23 protein-coding genes and 2 riboswitches are annotated in these 22902 nt (G+C 56.8%); of the genes, 11 read left to right on the plus strand and 12 right to left on the minus strand.

Annotated features, from left to right (window positions below):
• Window positions 1-22 precede the first annotated feature (22 nt).
• From thrC to FQB27_RS04535, 3 genes are read left to right on the plus strand one after another with little or no spacing between them, the layout of a single operon-like run.
• Window positions 23-1423 carry a threonine synthase gene (thrC, locus tag FQB27_RS04525; RefSeq protein WP_169559650.1) on the plus strand — a complete coding sequence of 467 codons (1401 nt, stop codon included), beginning with the start codon at window positions 23-25 and terminating at the stop codon, window positions 1421-1423.
• A 14-nt stretch (window positions 1424-1437) separates the two neighbouring features.
• Window positions 1438-2700 carry a M16 family metallopeptidase gene (locus FQB27_RS04530; protein WP_169559651.1) on the plus strand — a complete coding sequence of 421 codons (1263 nt, stop codon included), beginning with the start codon at window positions 1438-1440 and terminating at the stop codon, window positions 2698-2700.
• Between the two features lie 44 nt (window positions 2701-2744).
• Window positions 2745-3353 carry a GNAT family N-acetyltransferase gene (locus tag FQB27_RS04535; RefSeq protein ID WP_169559652.1) on the plus strand — a complete coding sequence of 203 codons (609 nt, stop codon included), beginning with the start codon at window positions 2745-2747 and terminating at the stop codon, window positions 3351-3353.
• Between the two features lie 33 nt (window positions 3354-3386).
• On the opposite strand, the gene FQB27_RS04540 is transcribed toward FQB27_RS04535, so the two are convergent.
• Window positions 3387-3962 carry a YqgE/AlgH family protein gene (locus FQB27_RS04540; protein WP_169559653.1) on the minus strand — a complete coding sequence of 192 codons (576 nt, stop codon included), beginning with the start codon at window positions 3960-3962 and terminating at the stop codon, window positions 3387-3389.
• 143 nt (window positions 3963-4105) lie between these two features.
• Between FQB27_RS04540 and FQB27_RS04545 the strand changes: the two genes are divergently transcribed.
• Window positions 4106-4954 (plus strand): protein-disulfide reductase DsbD domain-containing protein, encoded by an 849-nt coding sequence (locus FQB27_RS04545; RefSeq protein WP_169559654.1) that lies wholly within the window; start codon window positions 4106-4108, stop codon window positions 4952-4954.
• 119 nt (window positions 4955-5073) lie between these two features.
• Window positions 5074-5553, plus strand: coding sequence for a peroxiredoxin (locus FQB27_RS04550; protein ID WP_169559655.1), 480 nt, complete (start codon window positions 5074-5076; stop codon window positions 5551-5553).
• Between the two features lie 50 nt (window positions 5554-5603).
• Here the strand turns inward: FQB27_RS04550 and rnhA are convergent, their stop codons facing one another.
• Window positions 5604-6047 carry a ribonuclease HI gene (rnhA, locus tag FQB27_RS04555; RefSeq protein ID WP_169559656.1) on the minus strand — a complete coding sequence of 148 codons (444 nt, stop codon included), beginning with the start codon at window positions 6045-6047 and terminating at the stop codon, window positions 5604-5606.
• A 219-nt stretch (window positions 6048-6266) separates the two neighbouring features.
• Here rnhA and FQB27_RS04560 point away from each other — a divergent pair, with 219 nt between their 5' ends.
• Window positions 6267-6998, plus strand: a complete 732-nt coding sequence (locus FQB27_RS04560) for a hypothetical protein (RefSeq protein WP_169559657.1) — start codon at window positions 6267-6269, stop codon at window positions 6996-6998.
• A gap of 34 nt (window positions 6999-7032) precedes the next feature.
• On the opposite strand, the gene thrB is transcribed toward FQB27_RS04560, so the two are convergent.
• Together thrB and ispH are read right to left on the minus strand one after the other, a co-directional pair.
• On the minus strand, window positions 7033-8013 hold the full coding sequence (gene thrB / locus FQB27_RS04565) for a homoserine kinase (RefSeq protein ID WP_169559658.1): 981 nt from the start codon (window positions 8011-8013) through the stop codon (window positions 7033-7035).
• Between the two features lie 43 nt (window positions 8014-8056).
• Window positions 8057-9013 carry a 4-hydroxy-3-methylbut-2-enyl diphosphate reductase gene (gene ispH, locus FQB27_RS04570; protein WP_169559659.1) on the minus strand — a complete coding sequence of 319 codons (957 nt, stop codon included), beginning with the start codon at window positions 9011-9013 and terminating at the stop codon, window positions 8057-8059.
• Between the two features lie 193 nt (window positions 9014-9206).
• Between ispH and FQB27_RS04575 the strand changes: the two genes are divergently transcribed.
• Entirely contained in the window at window positions 9207-9773 is a 567-nt protein-coding gene (locus FQB27_RS04575) for a hypothetical protein (protein WP_169559660.1), read from the plus strand.
• Window positions 9774-9845: 72 nt separating this feature from the next.
• Here FQB27_RS04575 and FQB27_RS04580 read toward each other — a convergent pair whose 3' ends face one another.
• Together FQB27_RS04580 and FQB27_RS04585 are read right to left on the minus strand one after the other, a co-directional pair.
• On the minus strand, window positions 9846-11246 hold the full coding sequence (locus FQB27_RS04580; RefSeq protein ID WP_169559661.1) for a methyl-accepting chemotaxis protein: 1401 nt from the start codon (window positions 11244-11246) through the stop codon (window positions 9846-9848).
• Window positions 11224-11748, minus strand: coding sequence for a PAS domain-containing protein (locus tag FQB27_RS04585; RefSeq protein ID WP_169559662.1), 525 nt, complete (start codon window positions 11746-11748; stop codon window positions 11224-11226). The genes FQB27_RS04580 and FQB27_RS04585 overlap by 23 nt, the downstream gene beginning before the upstream one ends.
• A 173-nt stretch (window positions 11749-11921) precedes the next feature.
• A riboswitch (glycine riboswitch) is annotated at window positions 11922-12009 on the plus strand.
• 3 nt (window positions 12010-12012) lie between these two features.
• Window positions 12013-12114, plus strand: a riboswitch (glycine riboswitch).
• A 59-nt stretch (window positions 12115-12173) separates the two neighbouring features.
• Between FQB27_RS04585 and gcvT the strand changes: the two genes are divergently transcribed.
• From gcvT to gcvPB, 4 genes are read left to right on the plus strand one after another with little or no spacing between them, the layout of a single operon-like run.
• Complete coding sequence (gene gcvT / locus FQB27_RS04590) at window positions 12174-13283, plus strand: glycine cleavage system aminomethyltransferase GcvT (RefSeq protein WP_169559663.1); 1110 nt, start codon at window positions 12174-12176, stop codon at window positions 13281-13283.
• A 39-nt stretch (window positions 13284-13322) separates the two neighbouring features.
• Entirely contained in the window at window positions 13323-13697 is a 375-nt protein-coding gene (gcvH, locus tag FQB27_RS04595) for a glycine cleavage system protein GcvH (RefSeq protein ID WP_169559664.1), read from the plus strand.
• Window positions 13697-15037: an aminomethyl-transferring glycine dehydrogenase subunit GcvPA gene (gcvPA, locus tag FQB27_RS04600; protein ID WP_169559665.1), complete on the plus strand. Its 1341-nt coding sequence runs from the start codon at window positions 13697-13699 to the stop codon at window positions 15035-15037. The genes gcvH and gcvPA overlap by 1 nt, the downstream gene beginning before the upstream one ends.
• On the plus strand, window positions 15034-16590 hold the full coding sequence (gene gcvPB / locus FQB27_RS04605) for an aminomethyl-transferring glycine dehydrogenase subunit GcvPB (protein ID WP_380682879.1): 1557 nt from the start codon (window positions 15034-15036) through the stop codon (window positions 16588-16590). Before gcvPA ends, gcvPB begins: the two co-directional genes overlap by 4 nt.
• Before the next feature lie 268 nt (window positions 16591-16858).
• Here gcvPB and FQB27_RS04610 read toward each other — a convergent pair whose 3' ends face one another.
• From FQB27_RS04610 to FQB27_RS04635, 6 genes are all read right to left on the minus strand, one after another.
• Window positions 16859-17344, minus strand: coding sequence for a F0F1 ATP synthase subunit B family protein (locus FQB27_RS04610; protein WP_169559666.1), 486 nt, complete (start codon window positions 17342-17344; stop codon window positions 16859-16861).
• Window positions 17344-17835, minus strand: coding sequence for a F0F1 ATP synthase subunit B family protein (locus FQB27_RS04615; RefSeq protein WP_169559667.1), 492 nt, complete (start codon window positions 17833-17835; stop codon window positions 17344-17346). Before FQB27_RS04615 ends, FQB27_RS04610 begins: the two co-directional genes overlap by 1 nt.
• Window positions 17836-17888: 53 nt before the next feature.
• Entirely contained in the window at window positions 17889-18113 is a 225-nt protein-coding gene (locus FQB27_RS04620; protein ID WP_169559668.1) for a F0F1 ATP synthase subunit C, read from the minus strand.
• Between the two features lie 57 nt (window positions 18114-18170).
• The gene (locus FQB27_RS04625) at window positions 18171-18908 is read right to left on the minus strand and encodes a F0F1 ATP synthase subunit A (RefSeq protein ID WP_169559669.1); all 738 of its coding nucleotides are present in this window, start codon (window positions 18906-18908) and stop codon (window positions 18171-18173) included.
• A 56-nt stretch (window positions 18909-18964) separates the two neighbouring features.
• Window positions 18965-19294, minus strand: a complete 330-nt coding sequence (locus tag FQB27_RS04630) for an AtpZ/AtpI family protein (RefSeq protein ID WP_284347804.1) — start codon at window positions 19292-19294, stop codon at window positions 18965-18967.
• A gap of 143 nt (window positions 19295-19437) precedes the next feature.
• Entirely contained in the window at window positions 19438-22902 is a 3465-nt protein-coding gene (locus FQB27_RS04635; protein WP_169559671.1) for a chromosome segregation SMC family protein, read from the minus strand.

A 22902-nucleotide genomic window follows, 5' to 3' on the forward strand; every position in this document is an offset into this window, starting at 1 on the left:
TAATCTAATTGGAGAGACAGCGTTGCGGTATGTCAGCACGCGCGGAGAAGCGCCGGTTTTGAACTTTGAGGAAGTCGTTCTGACGGGTCTGGCCCGGGATGGAGGACTATATGTTCCGGAAACCTGGCCGCAAATGTCAAAGGACGATATTCGTGCGCTGGCGGGAATGTCCTATGCGGATGCGGCTGCCGTTATCCTGCAACCGTTCCTTGGGGATTGTATTTCCAAGGAAGATTTCCGGGAAATGACCCGGAAGGCCTATGGCACCTTTGCCCATAAGGCGGTAGTCCCCCTCAGCCAGTTGGGGCCGAACGATTTCCTGATGGAGCTGTATCACGGTCCGACGCTGGCCTTCAAGGATGTGGCCCTGCAGTTGCTGGGGCTTCTGTATGATCATCTTCTTGGCAAGCAGGGCAAGAAGGTCACCATCGTTGGCGCCACCTCCGGCGACACGGGGTCGGCCGCGATCGAGGCATGCCGCGGACGGGACGCGGTGGATATCTTTATCCTGCATCCGGCCGGGCGCGTATCAGAAGTGCAGCGCCGCCAGATGACCACGGTGCTGGACAGCAATGTCCACAATATTGCCGTCGAGGGCGACTTCGATGACTGTCAGGCCATGGTCAAGGCCATGTTCAATGATCATGATTTCCGGGACCGTCTGGCTGTTTCCGCTGTGAACTCCATCAACTGGGCCCGTGTCATGGCACAGATTGTGTATTACTTCACGGCAGCCGTCTCCCTTGGCGGACCGGACCGGCCGGTTTCCTTCTCGGTTCCAAGTGGCAATTTCGGGGATGTGTATGCCGGTTATGCTGCCAGCCGCATGGGCCTGCCCATCGATCAGTTGCTGGTGGCAACCAACCGCAACGATATCCTGTCCCGTTTCTTCAATACCGGGGAGTATCGCAAGGCCAGCGTGGAGCCGACGATCAGCCCGAGCATGGACATTCAGGTTTCCAGCAACTTCGAACGCTTCCTGTTTGATCTGGAAGGCCGGGAAGGGGCACAGGTTAAACAACTGATGGCCGATCTGGATACCGAGGGGGGATTTGCCGTTGAACTGTCCCGCCTGAACGATTGTATCTTCGGGGCCGGAATGTGCGACGAGAAAACAACCCTTGAGACCATTCGCCAAACCCTGAAGGACAGCGCCAAGCTGGTTGATCCGCATACGGCCGTTGGCCTGCATGTGGCGGATACGGCCCGCAAGGATGAAAAGGCCCCCATGGTCACCCTGTCCACCGCCCATCCGGCCAAGTTCCCGGCTGCGGTGAAAGAGGCAACCGGCGTCCACCCTGATCTGCCGGACCATATGGCGGATCTTTTCGAGCGGGAGGAGCGCATGGTCACATTGCCTAATGAATTGGAAGCCGTGAAGTCCCATATAGTGAAGAATGCACGCATTCTTGAAACAAACTGATTTGAAAGATTTTCATGACCGTTGAGGTAACCACGTTGGAAAATGGCATGCGGGTTGTCACCGACCCCATGCCGCATCTTGAAACTGCCGCCGTTGGCGTGTGGGTTGATACCGGTGCGCGCCACGAGACGATTGAACAGAATGGAATCTCCCATGTGTTGGAACACATGGCGTTCAAGGGAACCGAAAAGCGGACAGCCTTGCAGATTGCCGAGACCATCGAGGCCGTGGGCGGTCACCTGAACGCCTATACCAGCCGGGACCAGACAGCCTATTACGCGCGGGTCCTGAAAGAGGATGTGCCGCTGGCGCTGGATATTCTGGCGGATATTCTTCAGAACTCCACTTTCGATGAAGAAGAATTGCGGCGTGAAAAGGAAGTGATCGTTCAGGAGATCGGGCAGACCAACGATACGCCGGACGACATCATTTTCGACCATCTGCAGGAAACGGCCTTCCCCGGACAGGCCCTTGGTCGGTCTATTCTGGGAACCACCGAACGGGTCAGGGGATTTTCCCGTGACGTGATCGCAGGCTATATGCGGGACCGGTATCTGGCCCCGAGCATGGTCCTGAGTGCCTCCGGGGCGGTCAATCATCAGGAAATGGTGACATTGGCCAGCCGTCTGTTCGAGACACTGCCAGCCACTGGACAGGAAGGCATGGATGGGGCCGTCTATACGGGCGGTGACTATCGTGAGGACCGGGATCTGGAGCAGGTGCATTACGCCCTGTCCATTCCGGGAGTCTCCTATCTGGATGATGATTTCTATGCGGTTCAGATTCTGTCCGGCCTGCTGGGCGGGGGCATGTCTTCGCGCCTGTTTCAGGAAGTGCGGGAGCGCCGCGGGCTTTGTTATTCGGTGTTCTCTTTCCCGTCTTCCTTCATGGATTCCGGGCTCTTTACCGTTTATGCCGGTACGGGCCGGGATCAGGTGCGGGAGTTGAGCGACGTTGTCATTGACGAGCTTTTGAAGTCTACCGAAGGTGTAAGCGTTGCCGAGATCGACCGGGCCAAGGCCCAGAACAAGGCGGGCCTGCTGATGGGGCAGGAAAGCCCGGCGTCACGGTGTGAGGTTCATGCGCGGCAGATGCTGATCTATGAGCGCATTGTCTCCCCGCAGGAGATTACCGAGGAAATCGACCGGGTAACACCGGAGCGGGTGGTATCCCTTGCCAAGCGCCTGTTCGAAGGGGCGGTGCCGACCATTGCGGCCCTTGGGCCTGTCAAAAACCTTGAAACCTATGACCGACTTGCGGCAAGATTTAACGGATAAATCTTGAAAATTCGCCCCTTGGGGCGCTCGCAGGCGGGTTGGGAATGGTTCTGGAGCGGTTTTCATTTCCCGGAAAAGAATACCGGGTCACAGCCAGAAAAGTATATCTGCGGACACCGCGCCTGTCTGACTGGCGGGCGTGGGCCGAGGTTCGCGCCGTCAGCCGTAACCATCTTGTCCCGTGGGAGCCCGTTTGGGCACCGGACACCTTGACCAAGGCCAGTTTTCGAAACCGCCTGCGCCGGTACGCACGGGATGCCCGTGACGATATGGGGCAGGCGTTTTTCATTTTCCGTCATGAGGATGACCAGATCGTTGGCAGTGTGACCCTGAGTAATATTCGGCGCGGGGTGGCGCAAACGGGGACCATCGGATACTGGACCGGGCTGCCTTATGCGCGGCAGGGATATATGTATGATGCGCTGACCGCGCTTTTACCGGTCTTGTTCCGGCAGTATGGCCTGCGCCGGGTCGAGGCCGCCTGCGTGCCTGAGAACGACGCCAGCGCCGCGCTGCTGGAAAAGGTGGGCTTTATCCGGGAGGGACGGGCGCGGGAGTATCTGTGCATTAATGGGGAATGGCGGGACCATCTGCTATTTGCCTGCCTGAAAGACGACCCCTTGCCCTTGTATTACGCAGGTGATAACGACTGACAGGGGCGGTAGAGGTCAGCGGGCAAGCGTGGATCAGGCGTGGCCGGCATCGCCGGACAGAAGCCCCGGATCAAAGCCCAGCTTGCCGATCGCGGAAGACCACATGGTCTCCATGCCTTCCTTGAAAACCAGCTCATAGTCGGTATCCACGACCAACCAGCCGTTATCCTGAATTTCCTGTTCCAGTTGGCCGGGCCCCCATCCGGCATAGCCAAGGGCAAGGAAACTGTCCTGCGGGCCGGTGCCGTCTGCGACACGCTTTAACATGTCTATGGTGGCGGTCAGGGCAATGCCGTTTCCGACCGTCATGGAATTGTCGTGGAGTTGATCCGTGGAATGCAGAACGAACCCGCGTTCCGTTTCCACCGGGCCGCCGAAATGGAGGATCTGGTCCGATGGCTGAGACGGAGTGGGAATGTCAAGTTGTTCCAGCAACTCGTTGAAGGACAGCAGACCAAGATTCTTGTTCAGGACGATCCCCATGGCCCCATCCGGAGAATGGGCGCACAGAAGAATGACCGATTTCTTGAACCGGGGGTCCGACATGGTTGGCATGGCAACCAGCAATTGCCCTTCAAAAAAACCGTCGTCCTTGATGGCCTTAGCCATGTCACTCTCCAGTCTTGGTAACGGAAAATCCACGGATTTCCGCGAAGATAAAGAAAATGTGACCTGAAAAGGTCTCGATCTGATTTATATATATGTCTGAATATTGGGAACCAAAGAGAAATCTGGACACAAGGTTATCCTGCATGTTGAAGAAACGTTGCCTCAGTATGTTCATTGCGGTTTGCCTGATGGCGGGTTCCGCGGCCTCCAAGGTCCATGCGACAGACGGGCCGATCGGCTTTCAGGCGCCCCGTGCGCCCGTGCAGACGGACCTCATTTTCGAGAGAAGCGGGACCGACAACCGATCAGAAGTCGTGCTGGGGGTTCAGTTCGTCCTTGATCCCGGCTGGAAAACCTATTGGCGCAGTCCGGGCGATGCAGGCATTCCGCCCCAGTTTGACTGGGACGGGTCCAGCAATATCGAGAAGGTGGAAATCCTTTGGCCCCGGCCAACACGTATTGAAAGTTTCGGCCTGACCACGTGGGGCTATGAGAACGAGGTGGTCCTGCCTGTAAAGCTGACCCTGGCAGATCCGGAAAAACCGCTTCAGGTGCGGATGAGTGCCTATTTCGGGGTGTGCAAGGATGTCTGCATTCCGGTGAACCGGGATTTACAGGCTGACCTTCCTGCGGGGGAAGGGGATGCAACCTATCATGCCCGTGTGATTTCCGACTATCGTGCTCTTGTGCCGCCAAAAGCAACGGAAGGCACGGCCATTCATCAGGTGACCGCCCAAATTCGTACCAAGGACCAGATCAGTGTCACGGTTGCCGGATCATCCGGTTTCAAGAACCCGTCCCTTATTCTGGAGGGGGAGGAAGGGGACCTGTTCACGGTCCGAGACGTGACCTATTCCGACAATGGGAAAAAGGCCGTTTTCCAGATTGAGGCTGATCTTGCCAGAAAGGAGAGGAGCCTGTCCGGGTATCCACTTGTGGCAACGATCGTGGATGGGGAGCAGGCCGCCGAGGCGGATATTCTGCTGGAGTGACAAGACGGGGTGAGATTAAAATATTTCCTGTCTTTTCATACAGGGTAATGAAAACCATGTTATTAATCTGGATACGCCCGCAAGAACGGGGCTGAAACCACTATTTATGGGGAATGAGAATGACAATCAAAGTAGGCGACAAACTTCCGGAAGCAACATTGATGGAAATGACCGAAAGCGGACCGTCCAAGGTTTCCGTAGCCGATCTTTTCGGTGGCAAGAAAGTCGCCCTGTTTGCTGTACCGGGTGCCTTCACACCGACTTGCTCCGCCAAGCACCTTCCCGGTTTTATTGACAATCTTGATGCCCTGAAAGCAAAAGGCGTTGACGAGGTTGTGTGCCTGTCCGTCAACGACCCGTTTGTCATGGCCGCCTGGGGCAAGGCCCAGAATTCCGGTGATATCCGTATGGTCGCCGACCCGGACGCCGCGTTCACCAAGGCAATGAGTGTTGAGTTTGACGCCTCCGGTGCCGGTCTGGGTGTCCGCTCCCGTCGTTACTCCATGCTGATCGACAATGGTGTTGTCAGCCAGTTGAACCTTGAAGAAACCGGCGGCTTTGAAGTCTCTGACGCCGGTACCCTGCTGGGCCAGATCTGATTTGGGCGGGGGAGGGAATACCTCCCCCCGTTCCTTGGGGTGGGGCCGGTTCAGCCCTTGAATTTCTCCATCCCCTGATTGGCGAGCGCGTCCGCCTTTTCGTTGCCGGGATGTCCGGCATGTCCCTTGACCCATTTCCAGACAATCTGGTGACGTTGAATGGCCTCATCAAGCGCCATCCACAAATCCTGATTCTTGACCGGTTTGCGAGCCGCAGTTTTCCAACCGTTTTTCTTCCAGTTGGCCATCCACTTGGTGATCCCGTCCTTTACATAGGTGCTGTCCGTGTGCAGTTCGACATTCGAGGGATGTTTCAGGGCATCAAGGGCCTGAATGGCCGCTGTCAGTTCCATGCGGTTGTTGGTGGTTTCGGACTCGCCGCCGCATATTTCCTTGGTTTTGCCATTGCTTTCCAGCAACGCCCCCCAGCCGCCGGGGCCGGGATTGCCTGAACAGGCGCCGTCAGTATAAATCGTTACGAAAAATCGGGACACGGACCTTCCTTCTGTAAATGTAAATCGGCCCGGCAATGTAAGGGCTTCCCGTCATGATGTCATGTGTTTCCCGCGCCGGGCAAGCCTGTCCCGTGTGACAGGGGGCGGATCGGGAAAATTTTATCCAGTTAACCGATTGTTAGGCGCTCATATGCAGACTTGGGCCATGATTTGTAACGTCATGAAACAATGACGAGGGTTGGGAGCGCAGAACTGAAGATGACACAAAAGAAGATTTATTCCGCTGAAGCACGGCGGATGCGTCAGGATGGCCTTCCCGCCCCGGACATGACTGCCAGCGCTGGCATGAGCGAGGAACAGTATCAGGGCCTGCTTGGGGCGATTGATGCCCTTCGCAATGATATTGCTGGCGGTTTGGCCAAGCCGGCGATTGATGAGACCGTGATGGAGAATTTCCGCAAGGAAGTGACGGAAAGTGTTCAGTTGCGGACGGAACTGGAAGAACTGTCGCGGGTGATCATTGAAACCCGCCGGGAAATTGCCTCCCTCCAGAGTGTTGGTGAAGCGCCGAAAATCCATGCCATGACCGATCAACTGGATGCGGTTGTGGGGGATACGGAAGGGGCGACAAACGCCATTCTTGAAGCGGTCGAGATTATCGAGGACAAGAATGAGAGTCTGGAACTGAACGCCACCGACCCGGATCAGCTGGAAATCACCGAAGCCATCAGCACGGCCGTCATGAAGATTTACGAGGCCTGCAACTTTCAGGATATTACAGGGCAGCGCATTTCAAAGGTGGTCGGGACCCTGAAATTCGTTGAAGACCGGATTTCGACCATGATCGATATTCTGGGCGGCGAGCAGGAGCTGGGCGAGTTGGAACGGATCGAACAGGCCCTGCATCTGGACGGCGACGTGGAATTGAACGGACCGCGTCCGGAAGGCCACGAGATTTCACAGGCGGAAATCGACGCACTGTTTGATTAGGAGTGAGACTTGAGCCGTTCCCTGTCAGAACGGCTTAGGCCCGGTCCAGATCAAAGCCATAGGCGACAACAGACGCCACATCCTTGTGAAAGCGGATTTTCTTCAGGTATTCGCCGGGGTCCTTGGGCTTGACCAATGCCCCTTCAACCTGATTGATCCAGTCATACAGCCGGGTCAGGTAGAACCGCAGCGCCGCCCCCTGACAGAGCAGGGGCAGTGCCTCAAGTTCGCGGTCGGTGAGTTGGCGAACAGACTGATAGCCATTTAACAGGCGACGCGCCTTTGTAATGTTGAAGCTGCCGTCATTTTCAAAGCACCACGCATTCAGGCAGATCGCAAGGTCATAGGCGAGGAAGTCATTACAGGCGAAATAATAGTCAATGACGCCGCTGACGGTTTCCTTCAGAAAGAAGATATTGTCCGGGAACAGGTCCGCATGAATGACGCCGGATGGCAGGTCCGTTGGCCAGTTCTGTTCCAGATGGGCCAGTTCAGCGGCAATCTCGTCGGCTTCTGCAGGGGGAATGGCGGGAATTCTACCGTCCTGAAAACAGCTTTCGAACAGGGGCCGCCAGCCGTCGATGGACAGGGTATTCCTGCGGGTCAGGGTAAAGTCACCGGCCGTTACATGAAGGCGGGCCAGTGTCTGGCCCAGTTTCTGGCAATGATCCGGTGTGATCCGCTTGATCGACCGCCCTTCCAGAAACTGGATGATGGCGGCAGGGCGCCCGGCGGCTTCGGTCAGGGTCTTGCCTTCGCGGGTTGGGACCGGCGTTGGCGAGACAAAGCCCTTGGCAGCCAGATGTTCCATCAACCCGAGAAAGAACGGCAAATCGTCCCTGTTCACCCGCTTTTCATAGAGGGTCAGGATGTAATATCCCGCCTCGGTATGCAGCAGGAAGTTGGAATTCTCCACCCCCTCGGCAATACCCTTGCAGGAAAGGACCTCGCCCACATCATAGCGGGCCAGCAGGTCGTCCAGTTCTTCGTCGGAAATATCAGTATAAACAGCCATTTGATATCAATACTTTGGCATTGTGTTGCCTGCAACGGCTATTTTATGCCTGACCTGCTTCCAGCACACGGGGGAGTTTGAAGGTCACCTGCTCTTCACTGGTGACGACTTCCTCAACCGTGACATCAAAGCGTTTTGAAAAGGCCTCGACCACTTCCTCAACCAGTGTTTCCGGTGCGGATGCGCCCGCCGTAATCCCGACGGTTGTGGTATTCTCAAATTCCGCCCACGGAATATCGGTTGCGCGCTGGACAAGAAACACTTTCTCGCATCCCTGCTTGCGGCCAACCTCGACCAGACGCATGGAGTTTGACGAGTTGGGCGCGCCAATCACCAACATGCCATCGCAGCGGTCCGCCAGTTGCTTGACGGCGGCCTGCCTGTTGGTCGTGGCGTAGCAGATATCTTCCTTTTTCGGGCTGGCAATGTTGGGGAAGCGTTCCTGCAGGGCGGCCACAATGTCTTTTGTTTCATCAACGGACAAGGTGGTCTGGGTCAGGTAGGCAAGGCCCGTACCCGGTTGCTTGGGCGTGAACTCCCGGGCGTCCTCAACGGTTTCCACCAGACTGATGCGGCCTTCTTCAAGCTGGCCCATGGTGCCGATGACTTCCGGATGGCCTTTGTGCCCGATCAGGACGATTTCCAGATTGTCCTTGTCGTGACGTTCGGCCTCCCGGTGGACCTTGCTGACCAATGGGCAGGTGGCGTCGATATAGAACATGTCCCGCTGCTCTGCTTCGGCGGGGACGGATTTCGCGACCCCGTGGGCGGAGAAGATGACCGGAACGTCCTTGGGAACCTCGCTCAGTTCATCCACAAAGACGGCGCCCTTCTTTTCCAGATTTTCAACCACATACCGGTTATGGACGATTTCATGGCGGACATAGACCGGCGCCCCGTATTTCTCAAGGGTGCGTTCGACGATCTGGATGGCACGGTCAACCCCTGCACAAAAACCGCGGGGGGCTGCCAATAGAAGGGTTTTACGGGATCCGGTCATGATACTGCCTGCCAGTTGGAACGGTCCGGGAGGTTCCCGGTTTACTGATTCAATCCTAGGGGATGGTCCGGGCTGCTTGCTAAAAGGCGCGGAGCATCCTAAATTCGGCGCATTGTTACATCAATTTGATACCAATTACCAGTAGGTGCGGGGACCGGTACGGTTTCGCAGGGTTTGGGGAAGGCAACGATCGATGAAGAAATTTGGGCGGATACTGAAAGCCGGTGCGGTTCTGGCGCCTGTTGCGTTGACAGCCTGTAGCGGGTCAATTGACGCGGGGCTTGGGGATATGTTCTCAACCCGGGAACCGTTGCCCTGTCCGCAAGTCGCCGTATTGCCCCATGCCGATGCGATCACCATTTTCCGCCCTGGACAGGGACGTGACCTTGTGGATGTCCAGTATGAAGGGGTGATTGCCCCGGTTAGCGGTGAATGTTCCTACGAGGATGATGATTCGGTCATTGCCGTTGATCTCATTTTGCGGATTGGCGCCATCAAGGGCCCGGCAGCCACCTCCCAGACGCAGGAATTCCCCTATTTCATCGCGGTTGCGGACCGGAACAAGAAAATCCTGAACAAGAAGGTTTTCACCAGCCCTGTCTCTGTGCCGGAAGGCCGCAGGCGCGGCGGTGTCGAAGAGGAAACCGTCCAGCGTATTCCCCTTCCCACAGGGCGTTTCGGACCGGATTACACGATCATTCTCGGCTTTCAGCTAACGCAGGAGCAGTTGGATTATAACCGCTCCGCCGCCGGTCTCTGATAGGGGCAGACGCACAAAACAAAAAAGGCCGGGAAAAATCCCGGCCTTTCTTTTTGATCGCGCTCTTTGGGATCAGATGACTTTTCGCACATCCTGAAGGAAGGCGGTCACATTGTCCTCCAGCCCGCGGGATTGCTGCTGCAGGGTGGTGGCTTCCTTGAGCAGGCTCTCACTGGTCTGGGAGGTTTCCTCGGCAGAGGAGCGGACAATGGCGATATTCTCGGACACGGTGACCGTATCGTTGGACGCAGTGTGAACGCTTTGGGCGATTTCCCGTGTGGCGGAGTTCTGCTCGTTCATGGCGCCGGAAATGGCGGACACGGCATTGTTGATATCGTTGACCGTGGTGCCGATATTCTCCATTGAGGCGACGGCCTCGCTGGTGGCACTTTGAATTTCCACGATCTGCTTGCTGATATCCTCGGTTGCGCGGGCGGTCTGGCTGGCCAGATTTTTCACCTCGTTGGCAACAACCGCAAACCCCTTGCCGGCATCGCCCGCCCGGGCCGCCTCGATGGTGGCGTTGAGGGCCAGAAGGTTGGTCTGGTTGGCGATATCCTCGATCAGCTTGACCACCTCGCCAATGGATTTGGCCGCTTCCGCCAGACCGCGAATTTTCACATTGCCGCTTTGGGCGGCTTCGCTGGCGGAATTGATGTTGCTCAGGGAATTCTGGATCTGCCGGTCAATTTCCTGAATGGAGGCGGACATTTCCTCGGCGGAACTGGCCACGGTCTGAACACTGGCGGACGCACTGTCGGCGGCATTGTTCACATTCTGGGCCTTGGTCGCCGTATTGCCCGCTGCGCTGGACAGGGTCGTTGCCACATCCTGCAGGGAGCGGGAGGATTCAGAAATGGAATGGGACACCGACCCGATGTTGGTTTCAAAAGACCGGATGATGTTTTCGAAATTGCGGGTCCGCTGTTCAAAGGAACTGGTGCATTCGTTGATGATGCCAGCCGTCCGGCGGAAGGAGCCGCTCATGTCGTTGTTGAGGATGCGGCGATAGTATTTCTGCTCGGCCACATGCTGCATGGAGGCTTCGGCCTCGCGCAGGAAGGCATCAATGCGATCCACCAGTTCGTTGATGGCCCACTGAATGTCGCTGAGGGGGCTGGCATTGTCGATTTCCGAGATACGCAGCTCGAAATTCCCTTTTGCGATTCCCTCACAGATTTCCCGTGTACGGTTGATCTCGGCGGTAAGGTCAGCCTGCAGCGGCTGCGGCGCGGCAGTGTCCCCGGTCTGGTCTTGACGGCCTTGATCCTCCTGCGCGCTTTCCAGCAGGGCGTTGCGCTGCCCGCGGAAATAAAAGGCTGCGCCTGCGGGGAGCAGGAAGGCCACGGCCACAAAGGCCGCCAGCAGGGTGTCCGTGGGTTGCAGAAGTTCATATCCGACAAAAACGATGCCGGAGACAAGCAGGGCAATCAGCGGAGCCATGAGCCGGTTAGAGGGAGAAGAACCATTCATCGTAATTGCCACCTTGTTCTGTGATAAACGCACTGAGTTGTTGCATACCGGCTTCCAGTCCGGCCTTGGGCGAGCTTTCCGCCTTTTCCGTTGCGAGAAGCTGGGCGTAGAGCGGCTGAACGACGTTCTTGATCAGCGTCTTGTTCACCGCGCGCCGGTTGGAATGGTATCCAAGGACAGAACCGTCTTCTGCAATGGAGGGGGTAACGTGGGCAAGAACCCAGTAATTGTCACCGGTCTTGCCCAGGTTGTTGACATAGGCAAAGACTTCTTTGCGCTCTTTCAGGGTATCCCAGAGGAACTTGAATATACAACGAGGCATGTCCGGGTGACGGATGGCATTGTGCTGCACACCCAGTACCTCGGCCTCGTCAAACCCCGAGATGTCGAGGAACGTCTTGTTGGCGTAGGTAATCTTTCCTGTCAGGTCAGTTTTACTGACAATGATATCTTTTTCGCCAAGCGTTCGCTCGTTACCAGTAGGAGAAATAGTCGGTCGCATGATCCTGATCCAAAGTTTTTTGTGCATTATGACTTTCAAAAGTTAAGGCTTGGTAACCGGTTAGGTTGAAAGTAAAATGAAAGGCGGAAAATATTCCGACCAACATGCGGGCAGGAATGCGTTGCTATTTGACAGACCAAAAAGCATGTCTATTATCTGACCCGTTCATACAGATGATCCCTGCGGGAGAGATGGCTTCGGGCCATCGCCGAAGGAGCAACCGCCCCGGAAACTCTCAGGCACCCGGACCGCAGGGGGATGAAACTCTGGAAAGAAAACTGCTGGGCAGTTTCACCGAAGGGGTAAGCAGCAGGACGATGCCATTGGCTTTCCTGATGTCAATTCTCTCAGGTTCGTAAGACAGAGGGGGTGGTTTCCGACACTTTGTGCCGGAACTCAATTCCTTTGCTAGAACGAGAGAAAAAATGGGCGACACTTCCGCAATATCGAGAACGGTCCTTTACGACCTCCACGTGGGCCTTGGTGCCAAGATGGTTCCGTTTGCCGGGTATGACATGCCGGTTCAATATCCCGATGGCATTCTGAAGGAACATTTGCACACCCGCGATGCCGCAGGATTGTTCGATGTGTCCCATATGGGCCAACTGGTGATCAGCGGAGAGGCGCCGGACAAGGCCATTGAAAGCCTGATCCCCGGCGATATCCAGTCCCTGAAACCGGGCGAGATGCGCTATAGCTTCCTGACCAACGACAAGGGCGGCATTCTGGATGACCTGATCGTGACCCGCCGGGAAAATGACCTGTTCGTGGTGGTCAATGCAGGATGCAAGCAGCAGGACATTCGCCTGCTGACCGAGGGGCTGGCCGGACAGGCAACCGTGACCGAACTGAAAGACCGGGCGCTGGTTGCCCTGCAGGGGCCGAAAGCCGCGGCGGTATTGGCCCGTTTTGCCCCGGACAGCGCAGACATGACCTTCATGACCTACCGGGAAATGGATGTGAACGGTGTGCCCTGCTTTATCACCCGCTCCGGCTATACCGGGGAGGACGGGTTCGAGATTTCCATCCCTGCAGATCAGGCGGTTGCCCTTTGCACGGCCCTGCTGGCCGAGGAAGAAGTCGCACCGGTCGGCCTTGGGGCCAGAGATTCGCTCCGCCTTGAAGCGGGGCTGTGCCTTTATGGTCATGACCTGACCGAGGAGACCACCCCCGCATCGGCAGGATTGCTTTGGTCTATCAGCAAGCGCCGCCGCGAGGACGGGAATTTCCCGGGTGCAGAGGTGATTCTGGCGGAAATCGCCAACAAGCCGACCATGAAACGGGTGGGTATCCTGCCTGAGGGGCGTGCCCCGGCCCGCGAACATACGGAAATTGCCGACATGAACGGCAATGTGGTTGGGGAAGTCACATCGGGCGGTTTCGCACCGAGCTTGCAGGCCCCGATCGCCATGGGCTATGTGCCTGCAGAATTGTCCGCCGTGGGGACGGAATTACAACTGATTGTCCGGGGCAAGGCCCGGGCAGCTAAAGTCGCAAAAATGCCCTTTGTCGAACAAAGGTATTATCGAGGCTGATCAGCCACCCTTTAATCATTGAAGTCTGGGAAATAAAAAATGACCATCAAATATAGCAAAGATCACGAATGGGTAACCTTGGACGGCGATGTCGCAACCGTCGGGATCAGTAATTACGCGCAGGAGCAGCTGGGCGATGTGGTGTTCGTCGAGGTGCCCGAAGTGGGCGCGGAGATGTCCAAGGGCGATGAACTGGCCGTTGTGGAAAGCGTGAAAGCTGCGTCCGAAGTTTACGCACCGGTCGCCGGCGAAGTGGTCGAGGTCAATCAGGACCTGGAAGACAACCCGTCTTTCGTCAACGAGGATGCAACAGGGCAGGGCTGGTTCGCCCGCATCAAGGTTGCGAACGCGTCCGATCTGGATGAACTGATGAGCGAGGACGAGTACAAGTCCTTTGTTGAAGGTCTGGAATAATGAGATATCTGCCGCATACGGATGACGAGCGGCGTGCCATGCTGGAGGCAATCGGTGTCGGGTCCGTGGATGACCTGTTCACCGATATTCCGGAAGAGGCACGGTTGAACGGATTGCTCGACCTGCCGGGGCATGCCACGGAAATGGAAGTCGATGCAAGGATGCGGGCCTTCGGTGCGGAAAACCTGTCACCGGCGGCGGCCCCGTCTTTTCTTGGGGCAGGGGCCTATCGGCACCATGTTCCGTCCGTGGTGGATCACCTGATCCAGCGGTCGGAATTCCTGACCGCCTATACGCCTTACCAGCCGGAAATTAGTCAGGGCACATTGCAGGCCCTGTTTGAATTCCAGACGCAGGTGGCCATGATCACCGGCATGGATGTGGCCAACGCCTCCATGTATGACGGGGCAACTTCCTGCGCAGAGGCGGTCCTGATGGCCTGCCGGGTGACCCGTCGGAAACACGCCATTCTGTCCGGTAACCTGCATCCCCATTATCGGGATGTGACCCGGACCACGCTGCAATATACGGAATTTTCTGTCGAGGAAACGGATGTTGATCCGCAGGGCAAGACTGACATTCCGGAAATTGGCAAGGACATCGCCTGTGTGGTTGTTCAGAACCCCGACTTTTTTGGCCGGATTCAGGACCTGACCGCGCTGGCGGAACGCTGCCATGAGGCAGGTGCGCTGCTGGTTGTGGTGGTGACGGAAGTGGTCTCGCTGGGGGCCATGATGTCACCGGGCGAGATGGGGGCGGATATTGTGGTTGGCGAAGGCCAGTCCATTGGTGTTCCGCTGTCTTTTGGTGGTCCTTATGTGGGATTGCTGGCAACCCGCCAGAAATTTGTTCGTCAGATGCCGGGCCGGTTATGCGGCGAAACAGTGGATCAGGAAGGCAAACGCGGTTTTGTCCTGACCCTGTCCACCCGCGAGCAGCATATCCGCCGCGAGAAGGCGACCAGCAATATCTGTACGAATGCGGGTCTGTGCTCACTGGCGTTCAGCATTCACATGAGCCTGCTGGGGGAAGCCGGTTTCACCAAGCTGGCCGAGATCAATCACGCCGCCGCCGTTGCCGCCGCCGAGGAAATTGACGGAATTGAGGGCGTTTCCGTTCTCAATGACAGTTTCTTCAACGAATTCACGGTTGCGCTGCCGGTTCCTGCCGAGAAGGTTGTGAGCCAACTGGCGGATCAGGGAATTCTGGGTGGGGTACCGGTCAGCCGGTTGGTGCCGTCCCAAAAAGACCTTGAAAATCTTCTGCTGGTAACCGTGACCGAGACCAACAGTTCTGATGATGTGGCCAAGCTGGTCGCAGCTTTGAAGGAGGTGATCTGATGCTGAATAATGTAGGGCGCCAGACACGGCCGGAAGGGGCAGGCGGCGATACGGAGATGCCGGAAACCTTTACCGGGAACCGGGCTCTTAACCTTGAAACCCCGCTGATTTTCGAGCAGGGCGTTCCGGGTCGGATCGGTGTGGATTTGCCTGAGCCGAAAAAGGTGAAGGCAAAGCTGGGCGGATTGGCGAGGAAGGGCCGTATCGGTCTTCCCGACCTGTCAGAGCCACAAGTGCTGCGGCACTATGTGCGGCTGAGCCGGCAGAACTATTCCATTGATGCCGGTTTCTATCCGCTTGGCTCCTGTACCATGAAGCATAACCCGCGGATCAACGAGAAAGCCGCCCGTATGCCGGGGCTTGGGGATATCCACCCCTTGCAACCGGAAAGCACGGTTCAGGGTGCGCTGGCGCTGGTCTATGAACTGGCGGAATGGCTGAAAACCATTACCGGGATGCCAGCCGTTGCCATGTCTCCCGCAGCGGGGGCCCATGGCGAGCTTTGCGGTGTCATGGCCATGCGGGCTGCGCATGAGGCCAGAGGCGAGGTTCGGACCCGCATTCTGGTACCTGAATCAGCCCATGGAACCAACCCTGCCACGGCCGCACTTTGCGGGTACAAGGTGGATTCGGTTCCGGCGCGGGCGGATGGCCGCATGGATCTGGAAGCGTTCGAGGCCAAGCTGGGCCCGGATGTGGCTGGCGTCATGCTGACAAACCCCAATACCTGCGGTCTGTTCGAGAACGACATTCGAAAGATTGCCGATCTGGTTCATGCGGCTGGCGGGTATTTCTATTGCGATGGTGCCAACTTCAACGCCATCCTTGGGCGGACCCGTCCGGGGGACCTTGGCGTCGATGCCATGCACATCAATCTGCACAAGACATTCTCCACCCCGCATGGTGGCGGTGGTCCGGGTTCCGGTCCGGTTGTCCTGTCAGACGCACTGGCCCCGTTTGCGCCGGTCCCCTATGTGGTCAAGGACGACAACGGGTACCGCTTGCAGGAAGATGTTGAGGGTGATGCCGCCCAGAGCTTTGGCCGCATGAAAACCTTCCATGGTCAGATGGGCATGTTCATTCGGGCGCTGGCCTATATGCTCAGTCATGGTGCGGATGGCTTGAAGCAGATCGCAGAGGATGCGGTTCTCAATGCCAACTATATCCGGGTGGGGCTGAAGGATGTGCTGCATACACCGTTTGACGGGGTGTGTATGCATGAGGCCCTGTTTGATGATTCCACCCTCAAGGATACCGGCGTCAGCACCTTGGATATCGCCAAGGCCATGATTGATGAGGGGTACCACCCCATGACCATGTATTTCCCACTGGTTGTCCATGGGGCCATGCTGGTGGAACCGACCGAGAGTGAAACCAAGGAAACGCTGGACCTGTTTATCGGGACCATGCGGCATCTGGTGGACAAGGCGCGGACCGGGAATGATCCGGACTTCTTCAAGAATGCGCCCCGCTATTCTCCGCGGCGGCGTCTGGATGAAACCGGGGCAGCCCGTAAACCCATCCTGAGATGGGCGCCAGAAGGCACTGAGTAGTCTTTGACGTCAATCTGGGGTCCGCACCCTACCAAGCCTCGCAACGACGGTTGCGGGGCTTTTTTTATGGACTGCGGAAAGGTTCAGACCCGGACGGTCGTGGCAGGAGGGTTTTTGTGTCGTTGGAGGGAAGGGGATCAGGAGGATGCCCCGCAGCTGTGAGGAGAGGGGCCTCTGTCGCCTGCAAGGGGGGCGGAGGGAAGCTGATTGCAGGCAAGAAAAAACCCGCCACAATGGGCGGGTTTCTTTGCGGTCACTCAAGTGAACCTTAGTTCAGCTTGGAACCCAGTTCCTTGATTGATTCATCGATCAGAGCACCAGCTTCCTTGGCTTTCAGGCCGTCCTTCATCAGTTTCTCTGCTGCGGCAATGGAGACCTCAACAGCAACTGATTGAACTTCAGCAAGAGCCTTCTCTTCGGCCTGCCTGATTTTGGCTTCGGCCAATTGCTGGCGGCGTGCAAGAGTAGCCTGAAGCTCGGCTTCGCTTTCCTCGCGAATGATCTTGGCATCTTCTTTCGCCTTGGCGACGATTTCCTCGGCTGTGGCGAGGGCGTCGCGCTGGCGGCGCTGATACTCGGCAAACATGGCCTGCGCTTCTTCACGCAGTTTCTGTGCCTCGTCCAGTTCGTTTCTGATGCGGTCAGCCCGATCATCGAGCTGCTTGGCGATCATCCCCGGGACCTTGAAGTAGAGAACAACCCCAATGAAGCCGGCAAAGGCGATAGCTACCCAAAATGTCGGATCGCTAAGCATTATGCTTTTCCTTTCAAGTTGGCTTCAACAGCAGCGTTCAGGTCCGCGTCGGAAACATCCAGGGAAACAAGTTTGGAAACCGCAGCTTTGGCAGCTTCACCAGCAATGCTCTTGACGTTGGCAAGTGCTGTTTCCTTGGCGTTTGCGATGCTTTCTTCGGCTGCTTTGGCATTGTCCGCAAGTTTGGCTTCAAGCTCGGCTTTACTGGCGTCCTGCTCTTTTGCAAGCTCGGCCTTCAATCCCGCAACCATTGTGTGGGCTTTTGAGCGGGCCTCTTCCAGTGCGGCTTCATATTCCGTCTTTGCCTGTTCGGATTCTTCACTCAGCCGTCTGGCTTCGTCCAGATCCTTGGCAATACGGTCCTGACGCCCTTCCAACACCTCAGAAATGCGGGGGATCGCAATCTTGGCCATCGCGATATACAGGATCACGAAGCTGATAGCGAGCCACACCAACTGGGGCGGGAAATCTGCAAAATTAAGCTGCGGCATAACCGTTCCTAAATCCTAGAGTTCAGAAATTCTTCAACGAAGTGTTGAAGGACTTAAGCAAACAGGATCAGGAATGCGATAACCAGAGCGAACAGAGCAACAGCTTCTGTCAGGGCGAATGCCAGCAGAACGTTACCGAATACTTTCGGAGCTGCAGCCGGGTTACGCAGGGAACCTGAAATGTAGGATCCGAAGATGTTACCGAGACCAAGACCAACACCAGCAAGGGCGATAGTGGCCAGACCGGCACCAATCATTTTTGCGGCTTCTACTTCCATGATTTTCTTCCTTCTTTAATCAAGAACTTAGTTCAAGTGTGAAACGAAAATTTAAACTCAGTGATGCAGATGAATGGCATCATTCAGATACAGGCATGACAGGATTGCAAACACATATGCCTGCAGGAAGGCCACGAGGAACTCAAGGCCAGTCAGAGCCGTGATAAACGCGAGGGGGACCCAGCCACCCCACCAGCTCAGTGCAATCACGAAAGCGCCAAACACTTTCAACAGGGTGTGACCAGCCAGCATGTTCGCGAACAGACGAACGGAAAGGCTGATCGGCCGTACGAAATAAGAGATGATTTCGATCGGCACCAGGAGAACCAGCAGAACAGCCGGTACGTCACTGGGAACGAAGAATGACAGGAATTTGAAACCGTGCCGGAAAATACCAACCAGCGTTACGGTGACAAAAACAGTCGCCGCCAGACCAAAGGTGACAATGATGTGGCTTGTTACGGTGAAGCTGTACGGGATCATCCCGATCAGGTTACAGAACAGGACAAACATGAACACGGAGAAGATGAACGGGAAATATTTGCGCCCTTCGGAGCCCACGTTCTCTTTCAGCATGTTGGCAATAAACTCGTAACTGAGTTCCGCCATTGACTGCATCCGGCCCGGAACCATGGCGCGTCCACGCATGCTCAATGTCAAAAACAGCGTAATCGCTGCGATAACGATGATCATGAACAGGGAGGAGTTGGTGAAGGAAACGTCGACACCACCAACATTCATTTCAACCAGTCGTTTGATCTCAAACTGTGCTAAGGGGCTATGACCTTCTGCCACGATACTGTTCCCGCCTTGTCTGTTTCATACTAAAGGAGAGTAGCGCGCCACTCTCCTCAATCCTTAAAATCATCCGGGTTCATCGCTTTGGCAACCTTGAATACGTTATAAACGCCGACAATCATGCCAAGTACAACAAACACCAACAAAAAAACAGGCCGGGTGTCCAACCAATTATCGAGCAACCAGCCTAACCAGCCACAGACAAGAAAAGCAGCGATGATCTCCACCGATAATCGCCAGGCTCTGCCTGCTGCACCCGCTCGCTCGGCTCTCAGGCTGCCATCCCAGGAATTTTCTTCCTGTCGTTGACGGGCCTTTTCCAGCCGGGCTTTGAATTCTTCTTTTTCAGGGAGGTTTGGCTCAGTCATTTCCGCCTGCTTCACGAAAATCAAACATTATCCATCCCCCTACTGAAAGCGCGGGAAACATACGGTCTGCCCACGTCACTGTCAAGAACCAAACAATACCGACCTGTTCAGACAAAACAAATGATTACTTTATTGTCAATTCTTCAATGATTGCAGGGCTATGTGACTTCATTGGTCATCAACTGCGCCTTTGTCAGGTCGACGCTGACCAACTGGGAAATACCGCGTTCCGCCATGGTTACACCATAAAGGCGATCCATCCGCGCCATTGTTATGGGGTGGTGGGTCACAACCAGAAAGCGGGTGTCCGAATGTTCCCGGATGCTGTCCAGCAGGTTACAGAGACGCTCCACATTGACATCATCAAGGGGGGCGTCCACCTCGTCCAGTACACAGATCGGTGCCGGATTGGTCAGGAAAACCGCAAACAACAGGGCCACGGCCGTGAGGGCCTGCTCTCCCCCCGACAGAAGGGACATCAGTTGCAGTCTTTTCCCCGGAGGGCTGGCCATAATCTCAAGCCCGGCGGCCAGCGGATCATCAGATTCGGTCAGGGTCAGGTGGGCGTGGCCACCGCCAAAAACCCGTTTGAACAACTCTTGAAAATGGGCATCAACCTGCGTGAAGGCGGCCAGAAGGCGTTCGCGCCCCTCCCGGTTCAGGCTGGCAATGCCCTGCCTTAGGCGGGCGATGGCGGCCTCAAGGTCCTCCCGTTCCTTCTGCAGGGTGGTCAGTTGTTCGTCCACTTCGCGGGCCTCAATTTCGGCGCGGAGGTTCACCGGACCCATGCCGTCCCGCTCTTTCCGAAGGCGCTCGACCGTCCGCTCGCTTGCCTCGATCGGGGGGATATCCTCATCCTTTGCGATGCCCCCCACCTGAAGGATCCGCTCCGGCGCGCATTCCAGCCGGTCGAAAATCTGGGCTGCAAGGTTTTTCAGGGTGTCGGCCGCATGCTCCACATCGGCCTGATGGCGAACCCGTTCCTCCCGGCAGGCGCCAAGGGCATCCTGACAGTCCCGCAAGGCACGGTCGCATTGTTGCTGTACTGATTCGGCTTCGGCCACATGGTCGCGCGCCGTGGCACGGCCCCCTTCCGCACGGGCGATTTCGTCCATCAGGATGCCGCGTTTTTCAGCCAGTTGGGCAGGGCGGTCGGCAAGTTCCTGCAGTTCCTGTTCGGTCGAGGAGAAACGAATTTCCAATTGTCCAAAATGCTGGACCATATTCTCACTTCGCTGCAGCCAGCCCTGCCGTTCCTGATCAATGGAGGCGAGGCGATCCCGTCGGATTGCTGATTCGCGGAGCAACCGGTCATGGTCTGATCGGATATTGCCAAGGGATTCGCGTTTTTCCCGCAGACTGTTTTTCAGGCTGTCGAGCGCGGCCTGTTCCGCGCCAATGTCGGGAAGGCCGGTCAGTTCCCCGTTCAGGAGGGAGAATTGTTCCTGTCCTTCCCTGTATTCGCGGGACAGGGCACTGGCACTTTCCTGCAGGGAGGTCAGGCGGGATTGCTTCGCGGCCAGTGTCCGGCTGTGTTCGGCTTGTCGGGACCGGAGGTCGGACAGAACCTGTTCCTGTTGACGTCGGTCGCCGCGAAAGGACTTTTCCTGATCGATCAGTGTCTGCAGGGTGTTTTCAGCGGCACGCAGGGTGTCTTGGGCCTGTTCCCGGACGGTTTCCAGTGCCTGACGGTCTTTCTCCAGGGATAAAAGCCGGTTGCGCTGTTCCAATCGGACGGTGGCCGCTGTTTTCGCGCCGGCCTTGCGGGTGAAGCCGTCCCACCGCCACAAGTCGCCCTGCTTCGAGACCAGCCTTTGCCCCGGTTGCAGGCTTTGCGCCAGCAGGGGGCCGTCTTCCGGGGTGACAAGACCCACATGGGAGAGACGCAGATCAAGAGCAACATTCCCGTCAACATACTGATCAAGCGTCTCAATTCCCGCAGGAAAGGGGGCAGGCGCATGACCCGCGGACGGGGGGGGGTGCCAAAAAGCCGGGGCGGCAGGATCGGTTGGCGCTTCCAGATCATCACCGAGCGCGGCACCGAGGGCGGTCTCAAACCCCTTCACGACTTTCAGGCTTTCCGCCACGGGGGACCAGTTCCCTTCCTCGTCGGTTTCCAGCAGGGATTGAAGGGTTTTGATTTCGGTTTGTACGGCGGTGACCGCCTGTTCCGCAGCGCTGGCGCTTTGGCGCGCCTCTCGAACCCGGGTGTCGGCGGACTGCTTTTCCGTGTCCAGACTGTTCAGCCTTGCGGTGAGGGCTTCTGCCGCAGCAATCGCCTGTTTTATCTCGCCGTCCAACCCGGACTCTTTTTCAAGGGTTTCAAGGCTGTGCTCAAGGACCAGTTTCTCTTTTTCAAGATCCGTGATTCGGGTTTTCAGGCGGTTGGCGGCCTGCTCCAGATTCTTGAGTTGCTGGAGAAGGCTGTTCTGGCGAGCTTTCTCGGATGCCAGTTTTTCCGTCTGCAGGTCAAAGTCGGCCTGCACCGCCCGAACAATCGATTGCTGTTCCTGAATGGAGGTTTGCAAGGCTTCAAGTTTCGGCGCTTCCTGTTCGGCCAGCCGGGTCAGGTCGGTTTTCTCCCGTGCCAGACGCTCTGCGGCGTCGGCAGCGTCCTTCTCAAGGCTCTTTTCCCGCTCCATATCACTGGAAATCTGCAGTTTGCGGTCTTCAAGCTGCTTTTTGGCCTTCTTGAGCCGTTCTTCCTCGGCATCCAGATTTTCCCGCTCCAGCGTCAGGCGCTGTACCTTGGCCGCGGCGGAGGCTTCGGCGTTTCGAAGGGGGGTAAGGGCTTCTGCCGCTTTCAGGCTGGCAGTTTCCGCAATGGCGGTTTGCTTGGTCAGTTCGGCAACGGCGAAGGAGGTTTCTTCCAGTTTCTTCTTCGCGGTCTGCTCGGCTTCAAAGGCCTGCTCGTATTTTCGGAAAAAGAGCATGGCCTCGGCCTTGCGGATGTGGCCTGAAATATTGCGATAGCGGGTTGCCTGCCGGGCCTGACGCTTCAGGCTGTTGAGCTGGACTTCAAGCTGTCCGGTGACATCGTCCACGCGTTCAAGATTGATTTCCGCATTCTTGAGGCGGAGTTCCGCTTCGTGCCGCCGGGAATGCAGGCCGGAAATGCCGGCGGCTTCCTCCAGCAGGTGGCGGCGGTCCTTGGGCTTGGCATTGATAAGGGAGCCGACACGGCCCTGACTGACGATGGCGGTGGAATGGGCCCCGGTTGCAAGATCGGCGAACAGGAGCTGAACATCCCGGGCTCGGGTGACCTTGCCCCCGATCCGGTAGTCCGACCCGGTGTCGCGCCGGATGCGCCGGGTGATATCCAGTTCCGCCAGATCGTTATAGGCGGGCGGGGCCTCTCTTTTGTGGTTGTCGAGAGACAGGGTCACTTCAGCCATGTTGCGGGGGGGGCGGGAGGTCGTCCCGGCAAAGATCACATCATCCATGGCACCGCCACGCATGTTCTTTGCCGAGGTCTCGCCCATCACCCAGCGGAGGGCTTCGACCAGATTGGATTTACCGCATCCGTTCGGGCCGACAATACCGGTGAGGCCGTCCTTGATCAAAAGTTCCGTCGGTTCCACAAAAGACTTGAAACCGGACAGACGCAATTGTGTGAATTTCAC

The sequence above is a fragment of the Sneathiella chinensis genome (assembly GCF_012720115.1).
GTDB lineage: Bacteria > Pseudomonadota > Alphaproteobacteria > Sneathiellales > Sneathiellaceae > Sneathiella > Sneathiella chinensis.

Excerpts from the sequence above, each read along its gene's own strand:
- FQB27_RS04540 (WP_169559653.1), bottom strand. The coding sequence starts at position 3,962 with ATGGCTAAGGCCATCAAGGACGACGGTTTTTTTGAAGGGCAATTGCTG.
- ispH (WP_169559659.1), bottom strand. The coding sequence starts at position 9,013 with ATGACCGGATCCCGTAAAACCCTTCTATTGGCAGCCCCCCGCGGTTTT.
- gcvT (WP_169559663.1), top strand. The coding sequence starts at position 12,174 with ATGGGCGACACTTCCGCAATATCGAGAACGGTCCTTTACGACCTCCAC.
- FQB27_RS04550 (WP_169559655.1), top strand. The coding sequence starts at position 5,074 with ATGACAATCAAAGTAGGCGACAAACTTCCGGAAGCAACATTGATGGAA.
- FQB27_RS04610 (WP_169559666.1), bottom strand. The coding sequence starts at position 17,344 with ATGCTTAGCGATCCGACATTTTGGGTAGCTATCGCCTTTGCCGGCTTC.
- FQB27_RS04545 (WP_169559654.1), top strand. The coding sequence starts at position 4,106 with ATGTTGAAGAAACGTTGCCTCAGTATGTTCATTGCGGTTTGCCTGATG.
- FQB27_RS04535 (WP_169559652.1), top strand. The coding sequence starts at position 2,745 with ATGGTTCTGGAGCGGTTTTCATTTCCCGGAAAAGAATACCGGGTCACA.
- gcvPA (WP_169559665.1), top strand. The coding sequence starts at position 13,697 with ATGAGATATCTGCCGCATACGGATGACGAGCGGCGTGCCATGCTGGAG.
- FQB27_RS04530 (WP_169559651.1), top strand. The coding sequence starts at position 1,438 with ATGACCGTTGAGGTAACCACGTTGGAAAATGGCATGCGGGTTGTCACC.
- FQB27_RS04585 (WP_169559662.1), bottom strand. The coding sequence starts at position 11,748 with ATGCGACCGACTATTTCTCCTACTGGTAACGAGCGAACGCTTGGCGAA.
- FQB27_RS04575 (WP_169559660.1), top strand. The coding sequence starts at position 9,207 with ATGAAGAAATTTGGGCGGATACTGAAAGCCGGTGCGGTTCTGGCGCCT.
- FQB27_RS04560 (WP_169559657.1), top strand. The coding sequence starts at position 6,267 with ATGACACAAAAGAAGATTTATTCCGCTGAAGCACGGCGGATGCGTCAG.
- FQB27_RS04580 (WP_169559661.1), bottom strand. The coding sequence starts at position 11,246 with ATGAATGGTTCTTCTCCCTCTAACCGGCTCATGGCTCCGCTGATTGCC.
- thrB (WP_169559658.1), bottom strand. The coding sequence starts at position 8,013 with ATGGCTGTTTATACTGATATTTCCGACGAAGAACTGGACGACCTGCTG.
- FQB27_RS04615 (WP_169559667.1), bottom strand. The coding sequence starts at position 17,835 with ATGCCGCAGCTTAATTTTGCAGATTTCCCGCCCCAGTTGGTGTGGCTC.
- FQB27_RS04620 (WP_169559668.1), bottom strand. The coding sequence starts at position 18,113 with ATGGAAGTAGAAGCCGCAAAAATGATTGGTGCCGGTCTGGCCACTATC.
- gcvH (WP_169559664.1), top strand. The coding sequence starts at position 13,323 with ATGACCATCAAATATAGCAAAGATCACGAATGGGTAACCTTGGACGGC.